This window comes from Bythopirellula superficialaquae (genome assembly GCF_059632245.1).
In genome coordinates this window covers 3,654,390-3,670,718 of record NZ_CP197426.1, presented here as the reverse complement: position 1 = coordinate 3,670,718, position 16,329 = coordinate 3,654,390, and the positions used below count along the sequence as shown (strand labels likewise).

At 54.9% G+C, this 16,329-nt stretch carries 10 protein-coding genes and 1 pseudogene; 6 read left to right on the top strand and 5 right to left on the bottom strand.

Annotation, left to right across the window (positions count from 1 at the left end; all coding sequences use genetic code 11):
- Positions 1–319: 319 nt before the first annotated feature.
- A complete protein-coding gene (locus SH678x_RS15075; protein ID WP_496919281.1) occupies positions 320–829 on the bottom strand; it encodes a hypothetical protein in 510 nt (169 codons plus the stop codon).
- Between the two features lie 652 nt (positions 830–1,481).
- On the opposite strand from SH678x_RS15075, the gene SH678x_RS15070 reads away from it, so the two are divergent.
- The 3 genes from SH678x_RS15070 (at position 1,482) to SH678x_RS15060 (ending at position 6,478) form a co-directional block, all read left to right on the top strand.
- Positions 1,482–3,458 carry a carbohydrate-binding module family 20 domain-containing protein gene (locus SH678x_RS15070; RefSeq protein WP_496919280.1) on the top strand — a complete coding sequence of 659 codons (1,977 nt, stop codon included), beginning with the start codon at positions 1,482–1,484 and terminating at the stop codon, positions 3,456–3,458.
- A 664-nt stretch (positions 3,459–4,122) separates the two neighbouring features.
- Positions 4,123–4,425 carry a hypothetical protein gene (locus tag SH678x_RS15065; RefSeq protein ID WP_496919279.1) on the top strand — a complete coding sequence of 101 codons (303 nt, stop codon included), beginning with the start codon at positions 4,123–4,125 and terminating at the stop codon, positions 4,423–4,425.
- A gap of 607 nt (positions 4,426–5,032) precedes the next feature.
- A complete protein-coding gene (locus tag SH678x_RS15060; RefSeq protein ID WP_496919278.1) occupies positions 5,033–6,478 on the top strand; it encodes a leucine-rich repeat domain-containing protein in 1,446 nt (481 codons plus the stop codon).
- A gap of 683 nt (positions 6,479–7,161) precedes the next feature.
- On the opposite strand, the gene SH678x_RS15055 is transcribed toward SH678x_RS15060, so the two are convergent.
- Together SH678x_RS15055 and SH678x_RS15050 are read right to left on the bottom strand one after the other, a co-directional pair.
- Positions 7,162–7,356: a helix-turn-helix transcriptional regulator gene (locus SH678x_RS15055; RefSeq protein WP_496923074.1), complete on the bottom strand. Its 195-nt coding sequence runs from the start codon at positions 7,354–7,356 to the stop codon at positions 7,162–7,164.
- 338 nt (positions 7,357–7,694) lie between these two features.
- Positions 7,695–7,835 (bottom strand): annotated as a pseudogene (locus SH678x_RS15050) (IS1380 family transposase); the annotation flags it as partial.
- A 166-nt stretch (positions 7,836–8,001) separates the two neighbouring features.
- Here SH678x_RS15050 and SH678x_RS15045 point away from each other — a divergent pair.
- Together SH678x_RS15045 and SH678x_RS15040 are read left to right on the top strand one after the other, a co-directional pair.
- Positions 8,002–8,382 (top strand): hypothetical protein, encoded by a 381-nt coding sequence (locus SH678x_RS15045; protein ID WP_496919277.1) that lies wholly within the window; start codon positions 8,002–8,004, stop codon positions 8,380–8,382.
- 1,727 nt (positions 8,383–10,109) lie between these two features.
- Positions 10,110–10,514 (top strand): hypothetical protein, encoded by a 405-nt coding sequence (locus SH678x_RS15040; protein ID WP_496919276.1) that lies wholly within the window; start codon positions 10,110–10,112, stop codon positions 10,512–10,514.
- Between the two features lie 90 nt (positions 10,515–10,604).
- Here the strand turns inward: SH678x_RS15040 and SH678x_RS15035 are convergent, their stop codons facing one another.
- Positions 10,605–12,740, bottom strand: coding sequence for an FG-GAP-like repeat-containing protein (locus tag SH678x_RS15035; protein WP_496919275.1), 2,136 nt, complete (start codon positions 12,738–12,740; stop codon positions 10,605–10,607).
- A 596-nt stretch (positions 12,741–13,336) separates the two neighbouring features.
- Here SH678x_RS15035 and SH678x_RS15030 point away from each other — a divergent pair.
- Entirely contained in the window at positions 13,337–14,755 is a 1,419-nt protein-coding gene (locus SH678x_RS15030) for an IS4 family transposase (RefSeq protein WP_496919274.1), read from the top strand.
- 147 nt (positions 14,756–14,902) lie between these two features.
- Here SH678x_RS15030 and SH678x_RS15025 read toward each other — a convergent pair whose 3' ends face one another.
- Positions 14,903–16,162: an extracellular solute-binding protein gene (locus tag SH678x_RS15025; RefSeq protein ID WP_496919273.1), complete on the bottom strand. Its 1,260-nt coding sequence runs from the start codon at positions 16,160–16,162 to the stop codon at positions 14,903–14,905.
- Positions 16,163–16,329: the final 167 nt, after the last annotated feature.

Sequence of the window (16,329 nt, the reverse complement as noted above, 5' to 3'; positions counted from 1 at the left end):
CCGTTGGAGGAATGCCTCAACGCAGCAACTGGGGGGAAAGCGCTGTCAATAACTCATCGCGCCTGCTAAACCGTGAGACACGTCAGAAATGGACCCATTCTGAAACGACCGACTATTCTCAACTACTCATCCGTTTGATGGGATGGCCAAAGCGTTCCGAGAAGCCATACGTTTTCTCAGAATGAGATGATAAGCAATCTTGGCCCCTCAAGATGCGTTGTCAAACGAAGAGTTTTGTGAATCTCCTAGCGATCCACATGCCAAGTGGCAAATCGCAAGCCATCATGAGGCTAACCAGTGTAGTGCGTGGACCGGCATTTCATGTCTCGGCAGTCAGCATTTGCCAGATACCAACGCCGAGCATCGGCGCTGACACGAGCACCAAAGGCACAATCGCCTCGAAGTGCAGTCCGCCTCTCTGATTCGGGTCTGGGATAACAAACCAAATCAGATAACCGGAGAGCAATCCACCGACAATCGACCATAGGCCACCCCAACGCGGCCGATAAGACGCCAGGATTGCTGCGGGCAGAATCGATAACGGACCTACGAGAAGGAACGCCCAGACTTTAACCAGTTCCTTGCCACTTATGCCAGCCAACGGCGATCCGTAAATGCCGGCTCCGCCGACGCACCAAAGTGCGGCACCGAGAAATACCAAGACGCCCAGGCACAACGACACAAAGGTGAGTGTGGATGGGACAGGAAGCGTCCTCTTCAAACGATTGTCACGCCACATCGCAAAAATCCAAAAAATGGATGCTAAGCCCGCCCCAGCGACTGCAAGAGCAAGCACCCCTTCAGGAGGGATGTGATGCACCGTTCGCACATATGTCGCTCCTGCGACCGTGAGTATCAGAATGCCCCATCCCAACCTTTTCGAGACAGCACCTGATCCGACAGGAGATAGCGCGTGCTTGCCCACAATAAGACCTAAAGGGATAACGCCAAATTCACCGGATTGTACACAGCCTTGAACATGACAGATCTACGCCAGAGGAGCTTGACCAAGCACGATTCGTGCCAAGAACTCAAGATACGTCGAACTCCGCATCTGGGGTCGTCGTGGCGCCATTTCGAGATGATTGGTGATCTGGCGGTACGCGAATTGCTCGCTACGTCCTAAAGCAATACATAACCGGTCGAAAGCTGTTCGCAGCGTGTGAAATAGTGGAGCTGCTGTGCAATGACGCACGTTGTGGGCGGTGTGGAATTTGCGCGACGGATCATGGTACGCGCAGCTTCGCCCTACGCTGGCGATAGCGCTGGGCTCGGCGCCCGAGTTGGATCAGTCTAGGACGGGCTTCACTACCGACAGCAATTACGATCCCTAAATCGACGAGAGGGACAAAACACGTTCGGAAGGTGCACTGCGACGACGCAGCTTGTAGCTGCGCGGGTGTAGCAGACACCGATCCTTGGTAGATCCCAGGAAAAAGCGACGCTATGGTCCGTTTCACAATGCGGACGGGAGTAGAGCAATGCCGCGACCAATTCTAGGGGCGCTGGTAGTGGCGACGGTGCTGCTGGCATGTACAAGAGATGCGTCGTCCAACGGGAGCGCGCTGGTCGACTCTGGCAACGAGGTTGTGGCCTGGGGTTCCAATAACTTTGGCGAGGGCGCCGTCCCCGCAGCCCAGTTCACTTCCATCGCGGCCGGAGTGTATCACAGCTTAGCGATTAACAGTGATGGCACGTTGGCTAGCTGGGGCCGCAACTTGATCGGGGTTCCCACTGGTCAGTTCACAGCTATTGCGGTGGGGGCTGAACACAGTGTAGGGCTCCGGACCGACGGCTCACTTGTCGTCTGGGGCCGAAATATCTCTGACCATACGACGGCCCCTGCGGGCAGGTTTTCGGCCATTGCAACGGGTCGCGATCATAACCTGGGCATTAGGGGCGACGGCACTTTAGCTGGCTGGGGCGCTAACGACTATGGCCAGACGAACGTTCCCTCAGGGCAGTTCAAAGCCGTCGCGGCGGGACTGTATCACAGCTTGGCGATTAAGAGTGATGGCACGTTGGCTGGCTGGGGCCGCAACAATTACGGTCAGGCGACGGTCCCATCGGGAAAGTTCGTAGCCATCGCGGCCGGCGGCTATCATAGCCTGGGCCTGCGGACTGACGGCACGCTCGCAGGGTGGGGCTGGAACGCATCGAAGCAAGCCAACGTTCCTACGGGAGAATATGTGGCCATCGCCGCCGGAGAGCTTTACAGCCTTGGCCTCCGTAGGGACGCCACGCTGGTCGGTTGGGGTATGAACGCCCAAGGCCAGTGTGCCGTACCCGCCGGCCAGTTTACAGCTATCGCCGCGGGTGCTTATCACGGTCTGGCCCTCAAAAGCGATGGTACGCTGGTTAGTTGGGGCTCGAACAATTCCGGTCAGATATTGGTCCCGGCTGGAAACTTCGTGGCTATCGCCGCAGGCGGTTATCACAGCCTTGGCGTCCGCAGCGACGGCACGCTGGTCGGATGGGGCCACAACATTTTCGGCCAGATCGCCGTGCCCAAAGGTCAGTTCACGGCCGTTGCAGCGGGCTGGGATATCAGCCTGGGCCTCCGAAACGATGGCACGCTGATCGGATGGGGCAACGAGTACGGTCTGTCCGCGGGCCCGGTAGGTAAGTTCAAGGCGATTGCGGCGGGAGGAGCACACTGCCTGGGCCTGCGAACTGATGGCACGCTGGTCGGTTGGGGCCACAACGATCGCGGCCAAGCCACAGTTCCCCCGGGCCAGTTCACGGCGATCGCGGCGGGGCAAGAACACAGCCTAGGGATCAAGAGCGACGGTATGTTGGCCGGTTGGGGCCACAATGACTACGGGCAGACCAACGTCCCTGCGGGAGAATTTGTGGCCATCGCCGCTGGCGGCTACCACAGCCTAGGTCTCCGCAGCGACGGCACGTTGGCTGAATGGGGCAGGAACACGACGGAACAAAGCAGGGTTCCCGCGGGAGAATTCACTGCCATCGCCGCGGGCAGTCATCATAACCTGGGCCTCCGAAGGGACGGGACCCTGGCGGGTTGGGGCTTGAACAACTCTGGCCAGATATTGGTCCCGACGGGAAGTTTTTTGGCCATCGCCGCCGCCGGCGATCATAGCCTCGCACTGCGTAGTGGAGTTCGCCCTGGCACGTGCTTAGTGACGTTCCGAGTGCAAGTTCCTGAATCGACGCCGGCCGATGCGTCGGTGTACATCTCCGGAAACGATTCGGCCTTGAAGAACTGGAATCCGCAAGGGTTGCGACTGGAGCGTCGACGGTCGGGCGAGTTTGAGGCGCAGGTCCGTCTAAATCAGGGTAGCCACGTCGCGTACAAGGTTACCCGCGGTAGCTGGAATACGGTGGAGAAAGGAGCCAACAAAGAGGAGATCTCCAACCGTGAGTTCGACGTGTCATCGGATCACGTAGTGACGATTCGCGTGGAAAACTGGAGCGATCAACTTGATCGGCAGTAGGCATAGCCGCCATCACTGCACTTGATCGCCGTCACAGAGATTATCGCTCGCATCATATTTGGCGGTAAGAACAAATGCCCCCGTCTCCGACTGCAGGTAGACGACAGTTTCGTGCTGTGGACGACTGGGTTCCTTGGCTAGCAGGTTTTCTTCAGTTGCTTGCCGCGGTTGGGTGGCTGTGCGCGTGGATCGTCGTCGTTTCCGCCAATGCCGGTCTAATCAATGCCTTCCCTGAAGGCGCAGCACGCGAGGGCTGGCAATACTCGTTTTGGCTTGGCTTTATCAATATAAATTCGGCCGCGACGATCTTCGGCGGGCCGTTGTGCTTGTGGCGGCTTGGTTTCGCTATCTTCGCCACACCAAGGCAAATCGGAAGCAGCTGCTGCTCCTCACCTGCCTGCCGTACTTGCACGTATTATTACTTGTGGTCAGTTGCCTGTTCCTCGCATTGCTCGAGCGACTTTTCGATCTGGGACTGTAGCCAGACCTTGTGATCATCAAGAATCTCGGTCCCAGCCGAACCCGCTAGAGCTTCCGCAACAGCTGCTTTGCCATTGACTGGCAACGATGGGTGAACACACTGAAAGACAGAGCCATAAACCATGTTTATTCCGAATAAGCAGAGCTATATTGGTATCCGTTGAAGCATTACCGAGGTGCAGGTATGGCGGAAGTAATCGCGGTTATCGTAGCGTTCGGCGCAATTGCCGTGGCTCTTACGGCCTGGGCTTGGCATCGGATGTATGAGCCAGCGGGTGCCCTGGTCGCGTTCTGTCTCGGTCCCACATGGGGATCGTTCATTTATTCGATTGCTTTCTGCCGTGAAGGTGGGCCGGACGCAGGTCTGCTCTTCGGCTTCAGCTTAGGCATCGGCGGAATATATGTGGGAGTCCCAGTCGGGTTGTTCCTGGCGGTACTCCAGATCTTTGCTCGAATAGGCCGTCGCTATGGAGGCAACGGTGAATAACGGCAAATGACGACCGTTTTTCGGAGCTTTCTTGTCGGGGAAAGCTCTCGGGAGAGCCCGGGTCGATCTGCTCTGCCGTGGATGGCGCAAGTTAGCGTTGCGCCCACATGTCGAATCGCAATTTGCAAACAACCGCCAGTATCCCGCACGCTGAGGTGAGACACACCGACTGTAATCCGGCAGGGCGGAAACTGACTGAGGGTGGACCAGCCGACGCGTCGCAGCATTCCAGCCAACTGCAGGCGGTGTACATCACCTCACTCAGATTGGATTCCGGTCACGTCGGACCATCCGGCGCGGCTTACGCTCGATACTATGTCTCTGAGGTGTCCTGGCGGCGAGGACACCGTTGCAAGTTCGCTGAAACCTCTAGCCGCTGAGACCGATGCAACCGACCGCAGGAACCACGCCGCCCAATACGCTTCGTTCTGGTGCACCGCTGCGCGTTCAAGCGAGGCTTACCAGGGGGCCGAAGTCGGCTCGGAAGCGGGCTTCTGGAACAAGAATTGCCCCTCTTTCGTTTCGGACCCCATAGGTGCCGAATTAGCCGGTCAGCGGGCCTGCATTGGTGGCTGCGCGTGCGGAATTGCAGGCATGAAGGGGCAGAGTGACACAAGAAGACAAGAAGAGGCACAAATCAATCGCCGCCAAAACAGTCAAAAAAGGTGTCGGAGAATGCGGCTTTTTTGCTAGTACTCCTATGGGGACGAACGTCTCGATCAAGGGAGGGAGTCCGATGTGGAAAATCGTAGCAACCTTGACTTCGATGGTAGTTTGCGGAGCCGGGACTTTATTTGGCACGGCCCTCATTCTGATGAAACTGGGTTCGCAACATCATGACAACTACGACTACTACAGCATCAACTATCCTGTGTTGGTCTGGGGACCTGCAGTCCTGGGCTTTTTGACTCCTGGGTTCCTCGTGTGGTACTTGGAAAAGCGAGGATACACTAATGCGTGGAAAATATTCGGGACACTGCCTCTGATAATATGTAACGCCGCTATTGTCATGATGGCCGTGATCTATTCTATCGGCTGGGCAAAGCGTTTTCAGTTTGTCGACGATTATCGATGGTTCGCAGTTGAAGTTTGGGGCAGGTACATCGCCGCAATCTTCGGAATACTCGGAGTGATTGCTGTTATCTGGTATCTTGAAAAGCGGGGCAACTCTAATGCCTGGAGAGTAGCTAGGGCGTTGTCGCTGCTGTTTGCTAGCGAAGTTATTGTCTGCGTCGTTGTGGTGCTGATGATTTCTATACTTCGGTTCCGTACTCAGGCAGCTGAACTGAATGCGGAGCAACAACAAGCGATCGCCAACATTCAGAAGCTGGGGGGGAAGGTATACTATGGGGAAAAGGGGCTTACTGTTAACTTCTATGACACTCGGATTGCCAACGCCGAATTGGTGCACCTATCAAGCTTGACAAGCCTTAGAGAACTAGTGTTGGCAGACACGGAAATCACCGATGCCGGACTCCAACAACTGGACTCCCTGGCTCATCTCAAGTCGCTAACGCTTAGCAACACCCAAGTTTCCGACGTCGGTTTGGCTCACCTGGAAAGCTTTACAGAGCTTCAACACCTGGACCTATTTGGCACTCAGATCACCGACGCTGGTTTGGCACGCATTCAAGGTTTAAGAAAGCTCCAACATCTGGATTTAACCGGCACGCAGATCACCGACGCCGGTTTGGTGCATCTCCGGGGATTTGTCGAGCTGCAGTTGCTTAGCTTAAGTGAAACTGAAGTCACTGACGCAGGATTAGAGCATCTGACAGGATTCACAAGCCTTGCAGTACTAACACTGGGCGGCACTCAAATCACCGACGCTGCACTTGTGCATATCGAACAGCTTACAGAATTGAAAAGACTGTCTTTCCAAAACACTCAGATTACCGACGCTGGATTGGTGCACCTGGCAGGCTTAACTGACCTTCGATGGCTGGACCTCAATCAGACCCAAGTCACCGAGAAAGGCGTCGAGGAACTCCGAGAAGCATTACCGAACTGCGAAATTCCTCGCTTCTTTCCAAGTTGGAGCAAGGTCAAATGAATCGGGCACATCCGATTTATCTGAAGTTGGTAGACTGGTAGACATAGCGACGGGCCTACGAAGTAAGACTTCTCGCCAGTGGATATTGGCAATCCACTTCCTCCTTACGTTATCCTCCAGCGCTTTGCACACGCTGAGCTTGGCGTACATTCGTTTCGACCGAAGGTCTGTTTCGCCTCCGCATAACGAATTCCACTAACCCGCACAGCTGGGCGTCCCTCTCGCGAGACAGCGACTTCCACTGCGACTGACGGTTTTGTAGCTGCCAGAGCATGACATAAGGCGTGCAGCTAGGGGCTTGCCTGTCCGATGTAAGCCCTAATCCGGGATTTCCCATTTGGATGTACTGGAAACCGCTCCAGGCTTGAAATCCCACTTATTCTAATAGCAGGTTTGCCCAGCACATTCCATGCATTCGCTCATTCTCGCCTATACATATACCAAGCGAGGACAGCTGGAGCTAAGAAGCCCAAGAACGAGGGTCCCCAAAACAACGCTGGATAGTTGATGCTGTAGTAGTCGTAGCTGCCACGAAACCTCGACCCCAATTCCATCAGGACAAATCCCGTGAAAAGCATAGTGACGAACCCACAGAGCACCATTAAAAACAAAACCGTCAACAAAACAATTAAGTCTTTCCCCATCGAAATATCCTCTGGTTATATGCACTCGATCATATTTGATTAGTTATTCGAGAATTGCATTTCGTTTGGCGCTTTGCCTACTAGGCTCGCCGCTAGGTAGTTTTCGATGTCTTGCGGACGATAGCGAATCGACTTGGAGCCAAGTCTCACGGCCGGCAATTCGCCGCCTTGCGTTTGAGTAAAAACAGTCCGCGCCGAAATTTTCAGCGCTTTGGCGACTTCGGACCGGGTCAGTAGTTCAATAGTTGGTTGCCCTTGGAATTAGTGTCAGTTTCCCCTTGTGCCGTAACGCCGACAGTATCCGGGGGATAGCTTCGACGGGAACATCGCGGCGCCCGAGAACAAGGGGAACGTCAACGGCTTGTTCGTACAGCAACAGCGAAAGCGTCCGGGGTGAAACCCGGAACCCATGTTGCTCCGCAATAAGGTGGCATGCTTGAACCGACATTTCCGCTATGGATTGAGCGTGGAACCGCTCCTAGCTCGGAATGTCGCCCATTTTAACACGCTGCGTCCCCTGCGGCGCGCCCCGAGTGGATTTTTTTGAGGCTGTTCATTGCCCGTCCGGTGACCATTTCCGTCTGCTCGAGCGTCTTCTCGAGTTCCCGGTAGGCCAGCAGTCCGGCGTCGGTCGTGATCTGACTGCCCAGGAACTTGAGTTTCAAGCGGCTGTCAAAACCGACCCGCAAATCCTCGTTTTGGCAGTCACCCATCCGGTTCCCCCTCTCAGCTGGGCATGATTTGGCAAAAGACCCTTGTTTTGAAGGGCTTGGCGCAAATCGCATGCCAAAACGCTGGAAGTCATCTGGGGAATACGGGCTAACTGGGTGAGGTCATTTCTGCGCAATGTTTCTCACTGTACGACCAATAAGAATTCCTATGAGGGCACCCATTAGAATTGAAGGTGCCCAGATTATCGCCCAGATGGCAGCGGCGATTGGCCATATATTTGATGTGGGAGGCAAGAGAGCAGCGATGCAAGCTCCAAGAAATGTGCCGCATGCCATGGTCAAGCCGTTAGTCCACGGTTTGTTTGATGGCAATAGATTGGTGATAACAGCTACGGGGAAGAGAGCAAGTCCCATAAACCTGATGATGACTTCTATTGCTACTGTGTCAGGATCAACGCTTCTGAGAAAGATGAATGAAGATACTCCCCCTAGCCCACCTGCGAAGAGAGCCATCTTTGGAATAGCAAAGAGCTTCGTCATTGTTCTCTTGTTACCCAACCATGAATACGGGCAGCCATTCGTCAGTTAAGCGTGAACATCAGCATACGTAAATCCCCTTCTCGCTGCCGTGTCTTGCTGGGACTCTGGATTGTGGTGTTTAGATTGGTACGGGTGAAACAAGGATCGCAGGAGTTAGGCTAGAAAGTCAGACCGATATCGGTCCTTTTTTTCTTTGGCGTCGGTCACGGCGAAACTGGATTCGTAATCTTCGCCTCAGTAGGAGAATTTTCTTAATCGCGAGAACTATCGATAGTCCCCAGACCGTCCCATTCAGAGCATACATTACGACGAATCCAGTGGTGTCTAACGGCTCAGCATCGGGGCGTTCAAAAATAATTGCCGGAAGATGCAGAATTGCCCAGGCAGTATCTGCTAGGACGTCAGAGGGCGTGCGGTCATCCCATGAAAATACATAGGCAAATAGTCGTTCCCCAAAGGCCATTCCGAGTACGACCCAGACAACGGAACCTACGATTGCGGCTACCACGTAATGTAGCGGGCTACATCGTGCAGCCTTAAGTTTCCGACTGGTTGCTTCTCTGCGATGGGGCATGGGAATCCCCCGTCTCGAGCATCTCTTCAGACCAACTGTGCATATCCGCACACCTACACACCAAAGCGTAACCCGCTAGTGGCACTGCGGCAGTTGCGTAGTCATTTCAACAATTTAATCGCAAACGACATTCCAAATAAATGAAAATGCAACAATACCACTCAGCCATGTGCAGCATTACAAGCCATGGATAGCACTCGACTTAATGCTTTTTCGCACAGCGGTGAATCTGCCCGACGTACGAAACGGAAGCAGTAAAACGCCCTCGATTGCCATCAAAATGGCGATTTCGCCATCTCGCTAAGACCTTCGGCTTCATCGTTCGACGCACTTTCCGGGGGCTTCCGTTCGACGCGTCGAAGTTTCACGAGTATGAAGGATTGACGAGACAGCTTAGATGACAAGGCGTGACGGGCACCTCTGGTACAAATTTTGTGGTCTCGAGACTGTTATTGAATCCAGGAGTGTGCCCAAGAGCATCCAGGGCATTTGCGACCTGTGTGGAAGGGCGAAACAGCACAAACGTGTGCTAGGAGGTTGACTATGGCAATCTTGGAGATTCGTGTTTCGAAATTGGTTTGTGTAGAGCTTATCGTCCTTGGGCTACCGGCATCAGCAGCTGTCCTCTCTATCGGAGTGCCTCACCTGATAGGCTGAAGTTGGGCGGATTTCGCACCGGCTCTGGTGTTGTGCGGTCTGGGTGTGTTCCTGCTGCTGATGATGATGGCAATAGCAGCCTTCCGGCGGTTCCTCCACAGGAAAAAGAGATAGCGCGGCGTGCGACTTGGAACTTAGCGAACGTCCTTTTCGTCTAGCAGCGAATTATACAAATGACCTCCTCGTAGATGCCATTCGTGAAACTGACCTCCCAAATCAACAACAGTAGCGGCGCAACGATCAATAGTAGTTGGCTCTGGCTGAATCTAGCAACTGTCGACCTCTTCAGATCGTTTACGGTGCTTGATCTTGAGGGCCACCGCCGTATAGTCACGAGACTTCCGATTAATGGCTCACAGCATGCCTGACACCCAAGCTACCAGAACCACGGTCTGGTGTTCGGTGTCGGTCAGCGGAGGGCTCAAGGAAAGACTGTTAATTCGTTCTAACACCTACATAGGGAATAGCCCAGTCGTCAAGGCGCGTGGGCTGCGTGATGCCTCGTTGTTATGGGCACCGCGCCGTCCGAATCAGAGAGGTTTATCATGACGTTGTCGTTTGGTGTGGCTGACGTCCTGCTAGCTCTGCTTCTTGCGCTGTTGTTGGTGCTGCTGAGCCGATTCGGATCGCTCGATTGGCTCCGGGTGCTACCAGGATCCAGTCAGCGTCGAGCGATTCCAGAATCACGCTTTCGATTTGGTGGTTCACGAACCTTGTTCTGGATTAGTCTCGGCAATCTCGTGCTATGGCGCTTTGGGTTGACGCTCGACTTTGTCGATGCGGGTGAATGGGTCCAGTTTCTTGGTGGAGTTTTCTGTGAGATTCCTTTGTTCGTGGCATGTTCGCTAGTTCCGATATCGATTGCTGTATCCATCTGGCGTTACTTTTGGGGGGATTGTTCGGCATGGGGAAAGTACACTCCTGCCCTGGCGGTATTTGCCTGTTGCTGATGCTGGCTGAACTTCACTACATGCTAACCCCTTAAGACGGATGGCGATCGCCATGGGATTTCCGAGGTACGAAGTGATCCTTTCAAGGCACTACTCAGAAGTCCGCAGTGCCACAGAATCAACGCGCTGGTGCCGCCCGCGTGACCGCCAATCTTCCACGAAACCCGACACCTTGGCGCCGTCTTGACACTGTAAGAGCACCAGATGGATCGCCCCACGGTTTTTTCCCTCGGTGCTGTCTCGCGGGGCGCCGACCAACAAATCCATAACTCCGTCGCCATCGAAATCTCCCAGCGACGCCATCGAACGACCAAATGCGTCCTCGTCTGAGAGCTCTGGGCCGCCGGCGCCTCCGAAGATCACCTCGGTCCGTTTAGTCGTCGCGTCCGCGTTCAACAGCAGCAGGTGCACCGTTCCGCGTTGGTAGCCTCCCGCATTTGCGCCTGGGGCGCCGACGGCTAGATCCGATATGCCGTTGTTATCGAGGTCACCAACCAAGGCAAGCGAATCGCCGTACCAATCGCGCGCCCCCACATCGGGCCCGCCAGTGGCTCCGTCGATAATCTTGCGGTGTCGCTTCACTGTTCCGTCGGCGTTCATGAATAGCAGGTAGATCGCTCGATTCCATGCACCTGAGTCTTGATCGGCGGCACTGATCGCCAAGTCCGTCAGACCATCTCCGTCAAGGTCGCCCATCGGAGCAAGAGCATCGCCAAAGTAATCGGCAAGAGGTAATTCGGGTACGCCGCCAACACCGCTTGCCAGCTTCTGGCATTGTGCCGCCGTTCCATCCGCGTTCATCAATAAGACATAAACGGCTTGCTTATGGGGGCCACCGTCGCGGTCTCCGGCGCTGACCACCAGGTCGGTGACTCCATCGCCATCTAAATCTCCAAGCGACGCGATCTCGCGACCAAAGCCGTCGTAATTTGCAAGAGCGGGGCCTCCCCCAAGGGAGCTAGCAATCTTCTTGCATCGCTTCGCCGTTCCGTCCGCGCTCATGAACAAGACGTACACCGCCCCGCGTTGAAAACCGCCAGTGTTGTCGCCGCTGGCGCCGACTGCGAGGTCCGCGATACCGTCCCCATTCAAGTCCCCCACCGGCGCGAGGGCACCCCCGAACGAACTGGCCTTCTCCAGCTTAGGTCCGCCGTTCATGCCACTGGTTATCTTCCGTGTCGTCCTCGCTGAGCCATCTGCGTTCATATGCATTATGTGTACGGCTCCGACGTTATACTGGAGGTGGGTCGCGTCAGTCCCAGGAGCCCCCACAGCCAAGTCTTTGATACCGTCGGCGTCCAAATCTCCGAGCAACGCAACGGAACTGCCAAACCAATCGCCATCGGACAGCGTCAGGCCAGTGATGGCGCGATCGGCGATCTTCTCAGATCGCTTTACAAAGAGGTTCGCGTCGGTTGGCGGTCGCCGTTGCCAGGCGACGAATAGGGGAGCAATGCTCAAGAGCACTCCCGCCAGGGCGGCCGATAGCGGCCAGGAATATCGCCGCGTGCTGACTATCAGATGCAGGCCGTTGGCCAACCCGTACAGCACCAGAGGCGTAGTCCAGAAGTAGGCAGCGCCAAAGGCGCCAAAGAAGATGATTTCTCTGAGCCGAACAGTATCGGGGCGGATTATGCGCCCCTCCCGGATTAAAGTGGGAACCGCCAGGGATAGGCTTAGCCACAACCATACCGTCGCGACGACCAGGGTCAGCAGGAGAGCGGCGAGGCTGTATTGAACGCCGTGTTTCCGGCGTTCTCGATCGTAGAACCACAGCCCTGCGCGAACGGCTAAGACGAGGAGAATTGCAACGAATGCGGAGCAATTGACCGTCTCAAGCAGCGTTCTCGATGTGTGTTCCCAACGATCGATCGGATGTCGCACACCAACTGGAAGGAGCGTCAAACCGAATATTAGAGTACACGTGTTGGCTAGGAGGCCAACAACACTTGGCCAAGTCATCTGTAACTGCCCACACTGGCGAAAGCCCATCGCGGCGAGCCATACCCCGGTGATGCTTGTAAGCAGCATCAACGACCCACACGTCCTCGGCGAAACAAACATCAACGTGCTGCAGCCGAGCGCGAACAAGGCGAGCGATATCGATAGAAAGCCTAGGGCCATCGATCGCAGGTGTTGTGGTGCACCTCGCACGCTGCGGACGGTTCGGTACACAAAGGTCGTCGCTCCAAGGAGCGCGATAACGGACAGCGCGGTGGCAAGCATTTGGTGTCTTCCCTTAGTCCGAGGGCAGTAGGACGGAATGGGCGGACAACGTAGACGCGAAGCACAAGTATTTGTCCATGGTCTTCCGTCGGTCGCGCAATCAAGCCCCTCGTATATCTCCGAGCAATACCCTCGGGTCGTCTTCCAGGGGCTGACCTACTAGTTTCGCCAAGCGTTGGTTGCCTCCTCACGTGCGTTTCCGCACGCCTAGCCGCCGCCTCGAAGGTCTCAACTTCGGAGATTCGGCAATCTCTGATTCACGGTTGGGGAATCCGCAAATGATGTTCCAGAAGCGGCTACAGTAGGACCGTTTGCTTGCGGAGGCTTGCAACGTTGTCCTCACCGACGCCACAATCGTTGGGTGGCTAAGCTGCAGCGGTGTGCTCAACCGCCTTCAATTAGAGACAAGTCCAATCTGCAGCGGATGGACCAACGAATGGCACATAGAAGTATGTAAGCTGTTATCTGCCATAGATTAAGCAACGCTATCACAGCATCGCAACACGTTTCGTTTCCCAAAGTGATGTCGCCGAAAAAGGCCTCGCTTGCTTGGATGGTTTTATTCACAAACCCATCTTCTGCAAGGAGGCCTTACGATGCGTTGTTCTAACCGAGCGCGGTTTCGCCAGCAAGTTCGTTTTTTGCAGCGACAGTTTCTTCAAGAGGGGGACTTTCCATTTACTGAGGTGTTGCCAGCCGATGGGATCTCGCAAGCACTGACGGCTGCAGGTGTGGCTTGGAACGAACGCATCTACACGCCGTTGGTAACTCTTTGGATCTTCCTCGGACAAGTCCTGAGCGCGGATCATTCCTGTCGAGCCGCTGTTGCCCGGTTCGTCGCTCATCGAGTCTCACGAGGCCAGCGAGCCTGTTCTTCCCACACGGGGGCCTACTGCCAGGCGAGAAAACGTCTGCCGGAACAGTTCTTTGCACACATCGCTCGTGGTGTTGGTCAAGCACTTCATCAAGCATCTCAGTCGGAATGGCTTTGGAAGAACCGCAACGTCTACATGTTTGACGGCACCACCATCTCCATGCCGGACACGCCGAGCAACCAGGGAGCTTACCCGCAGTCGAGTAAACAAACTCCAGGCGTTGGCTTTCCGTTGGCCCGCGTGGCAGGGATCTTCTCACTTTCGTGCGGAGCGATCCTTGATTTGGCAGTCGCAGGGTACTCGGGAAAAGGCCAAGGTGAGACTACTCTCTTCCGCCAGCTTTGGGATCTCTTTCGTCCTGGAGATATCGTCCTCACCGATGCGCTGATGTGCAATTACCAGAATCTGTGCTGCTTACAGCAGCGTGGTGTGGATATGGTCACACGACTCAACAAGTCTACCAGAAAGGCAAACTTTCGAAGTGGTACACCCTTAGGAAAGAATGATCGCTTGGTCCGTTGGAAAAAGTCGTGGATTCGAGACCTGGACCGGGAACAGCGGCGAGTGATTCCCGACTTCCTCACCATCCGTCAGTGCCGATTCTGGGTGAACCAACCCGGCTTTCGCTCCCATGAGGTGATCCTCGTCACGACCATCTTGGACCCACGTGATGCATCGGTTGCCGAGTTGGCCGAGCTCTATGGAATGCGGTGGAACAACGAAACCGATTTCTCATCATTGAAAGTCACCCTGCAAATGGACGTCTTGCGCTGCAAAACTCCGGAGCTTGTTCGCAAAGAGATCTGGACGCACGTGCTTGCCTACAACCTGATCCGTACGATCATGGCACAGTCTTGTTGCCGCGCAGGCATGCTGCCCAGGGAGGTCAGCTTTAAAGCAACGGTACAAATCCTGGAAGCCTTTCACCCGATCCTCGCTGCACCGAGCTGTCGCAGTCGTGCCGATCGGCTGATGCTGTATGAACAAATCATGGATGCCATTGCGGTTCACCAGGTTGGCAATCGTCCGGGACGCATCGAACCTCGGCTGCGGAAACGTCGTTTCAAAAAGTACGACTTCATGATGAAGCCACGCAAGGAGGCCAAACGCGATGTACTGAAACAACTTAGGAAGAAGTAAGTGCCATTCGATGGACCAACCACCCACAGGAGGGGTTCGTGGCTATCTGCGGAGTTCTACCCACAGCCAAGACACCTCAGTCAGTTCGCCGTGTCCCCTAACACCGCCGAATGCCCGCGCGTCAGGTTTCAGCGAGTCTCTGTTACGTTATTGCAGTTTCATCTCAGAAATTCTCCGCTCGGCCATGATTTGCATCCTCTTTCCAGCTTCTTCGGGGGTGAGCTCTCCCTGAAGCAGCGCTCGAAGAGCGGGACGCATGGAGTCGAAGATTGCTCTCAGTTCGTATTCGACCGGCATCGGTCGACCCCGCTCAACTTGCTTGACTGAGACGGTAAATATCTTGTCGCTGCTGGAGAGTGCTTCTTCGTACAGTACATGAAGCGAAGAGACGATCCGCAATCGCTTTACTAAACGGCGTTGCACTTCCTCTGAAGTCATGTACTGGACAAACAACATCGCAGCATCTGCGCGCTCACCCTTGGCATTGGCATTCAGCGAGTAACCAATGGGCGCCACCATCGGTCGCATTGGTATGCCGGTACCACTGACCGCTGGCAACACGGCGACGGCTGCGTTTAGCTTGGGATTGCCCAGATAGTCACTCCAGCTCCAATCGCCGTTGATGATCATGGCGGCTTTGCCATCTTTGAACAGAGCGTCGGCAATCGCGTAATCGCAATTTGGCGGTGTCACCAGTTCTTTATTTACGATACGATGAATCAGCGCGTAAGCTGCGATGGCTTCGGGAGTATCCAAATTAGGAACGCCGGGCGAGTTTTCGTCAAATACCCAGGCGCCGCAACCTGTTAGGAAAGGGACCGCGAAGAACGGCTCCGAGCAGTTCCACACTAGGCCATAGCGTTCTGGACGCCCGTCCTGATCCTCATCAATCGTCTGCTGCTTGGCGATCTGGATCAGGTCCTCAGTCGTTTGGGGAGGCTCGGAGACATAATTCTGGTTAAAGACAAGGGCAAGGTGGTTGCCGACGCGACCACCCACCAGAAGCAGTTCCTCTTTGGAAGAGTCATCTAGGCCTGGCAATTTGATCAAGGAGCCCTCGCCAAATTGTTGCTGTTGTGTTTTGCTGATCCATGGTGTCATGTCCTGGATGATCCGCTTGCTTTGAAAAAGCTCCACCGCATCGGAGGGGCCGTAAACAAGATCGGGACCTATGCCATCCAGGGCTGCTGACTCATAGCCACTTTTCGAAAGCGCTCGCACGTCGATTTCTGGGTGCAGTTGGCGGAATCGTCCAATTTCGGCGTCGATTGCTTCTCGTTCGCCTGAGACCATGTGGTGCTGCCACATCGTGATTATCAGTCGATCGGATTGCTGGGCTGCGCATGCCGCGATGATGAACAGGAAGCTTAGGCACGCCAAAACAATGAGGGTGATCAGTCGATTCAATGTGTTCCTCTTGCTTTTCAGAATTATCGAAGGCGACGATCCATCCGAATCTAAAGTTAGCCATCGCATGGTTCACCTCCCCCAGAATAAGTTTTCTGCCTTCATAGGGTAACTGCCGAAAAGACCGCGTTGCCCGAAATCTATTCTGCGAAATTTTGGCGGCGATT

Excerpts from the sequence above, each read along its gene's own strand:
- SH678x_RS15070 (WP_496919280.1), top strand. The coding sequence starts at position 1,482 with ATGCCGCGACCAATTCTAGGGGCGCTGGTAGTGGCGACGGTGCTGCTG.
- SH678x_RS15065 (WP_496919279.1), top strand. The coding sequence starts at position 4,123 with ATGGCGGAAGTAATCGCGGTTATCGTAGCGTTCGGCGCAATTGCCGTG.
- SH678x_RS15045 (WP_496919277.1), top strand. The coding sequence starts at position 8,002 with ATGAGGGCACCCATTAGAATTGAAGGTGCCCAGATTATCGCCCAGATG.
- SH678x_RS15040 (WP_496919276.1), top strand. The coding sequence starts at position 10,110 with ATGACGTTGTCGTTTGGTGTGGCTGACGTCCTGCTAGCTCTGCTTCTT.
- SH678x_RS15035 (WP_496919275.1), bottom strand. The coding sequence starts at position 12,740 with ATGCTTGCCACCGCGCTGTCCGTTATCGCGCTCCTTGGAGCGACGACC.
- SH678x_RS15030 (WP_496919274.1), top strand. The coding sequence starts at position 13,337 with ATGCGTTGTTCTAACCGAGCGCGGTTTCGCCAGCAAGTTCGTTTTTTG.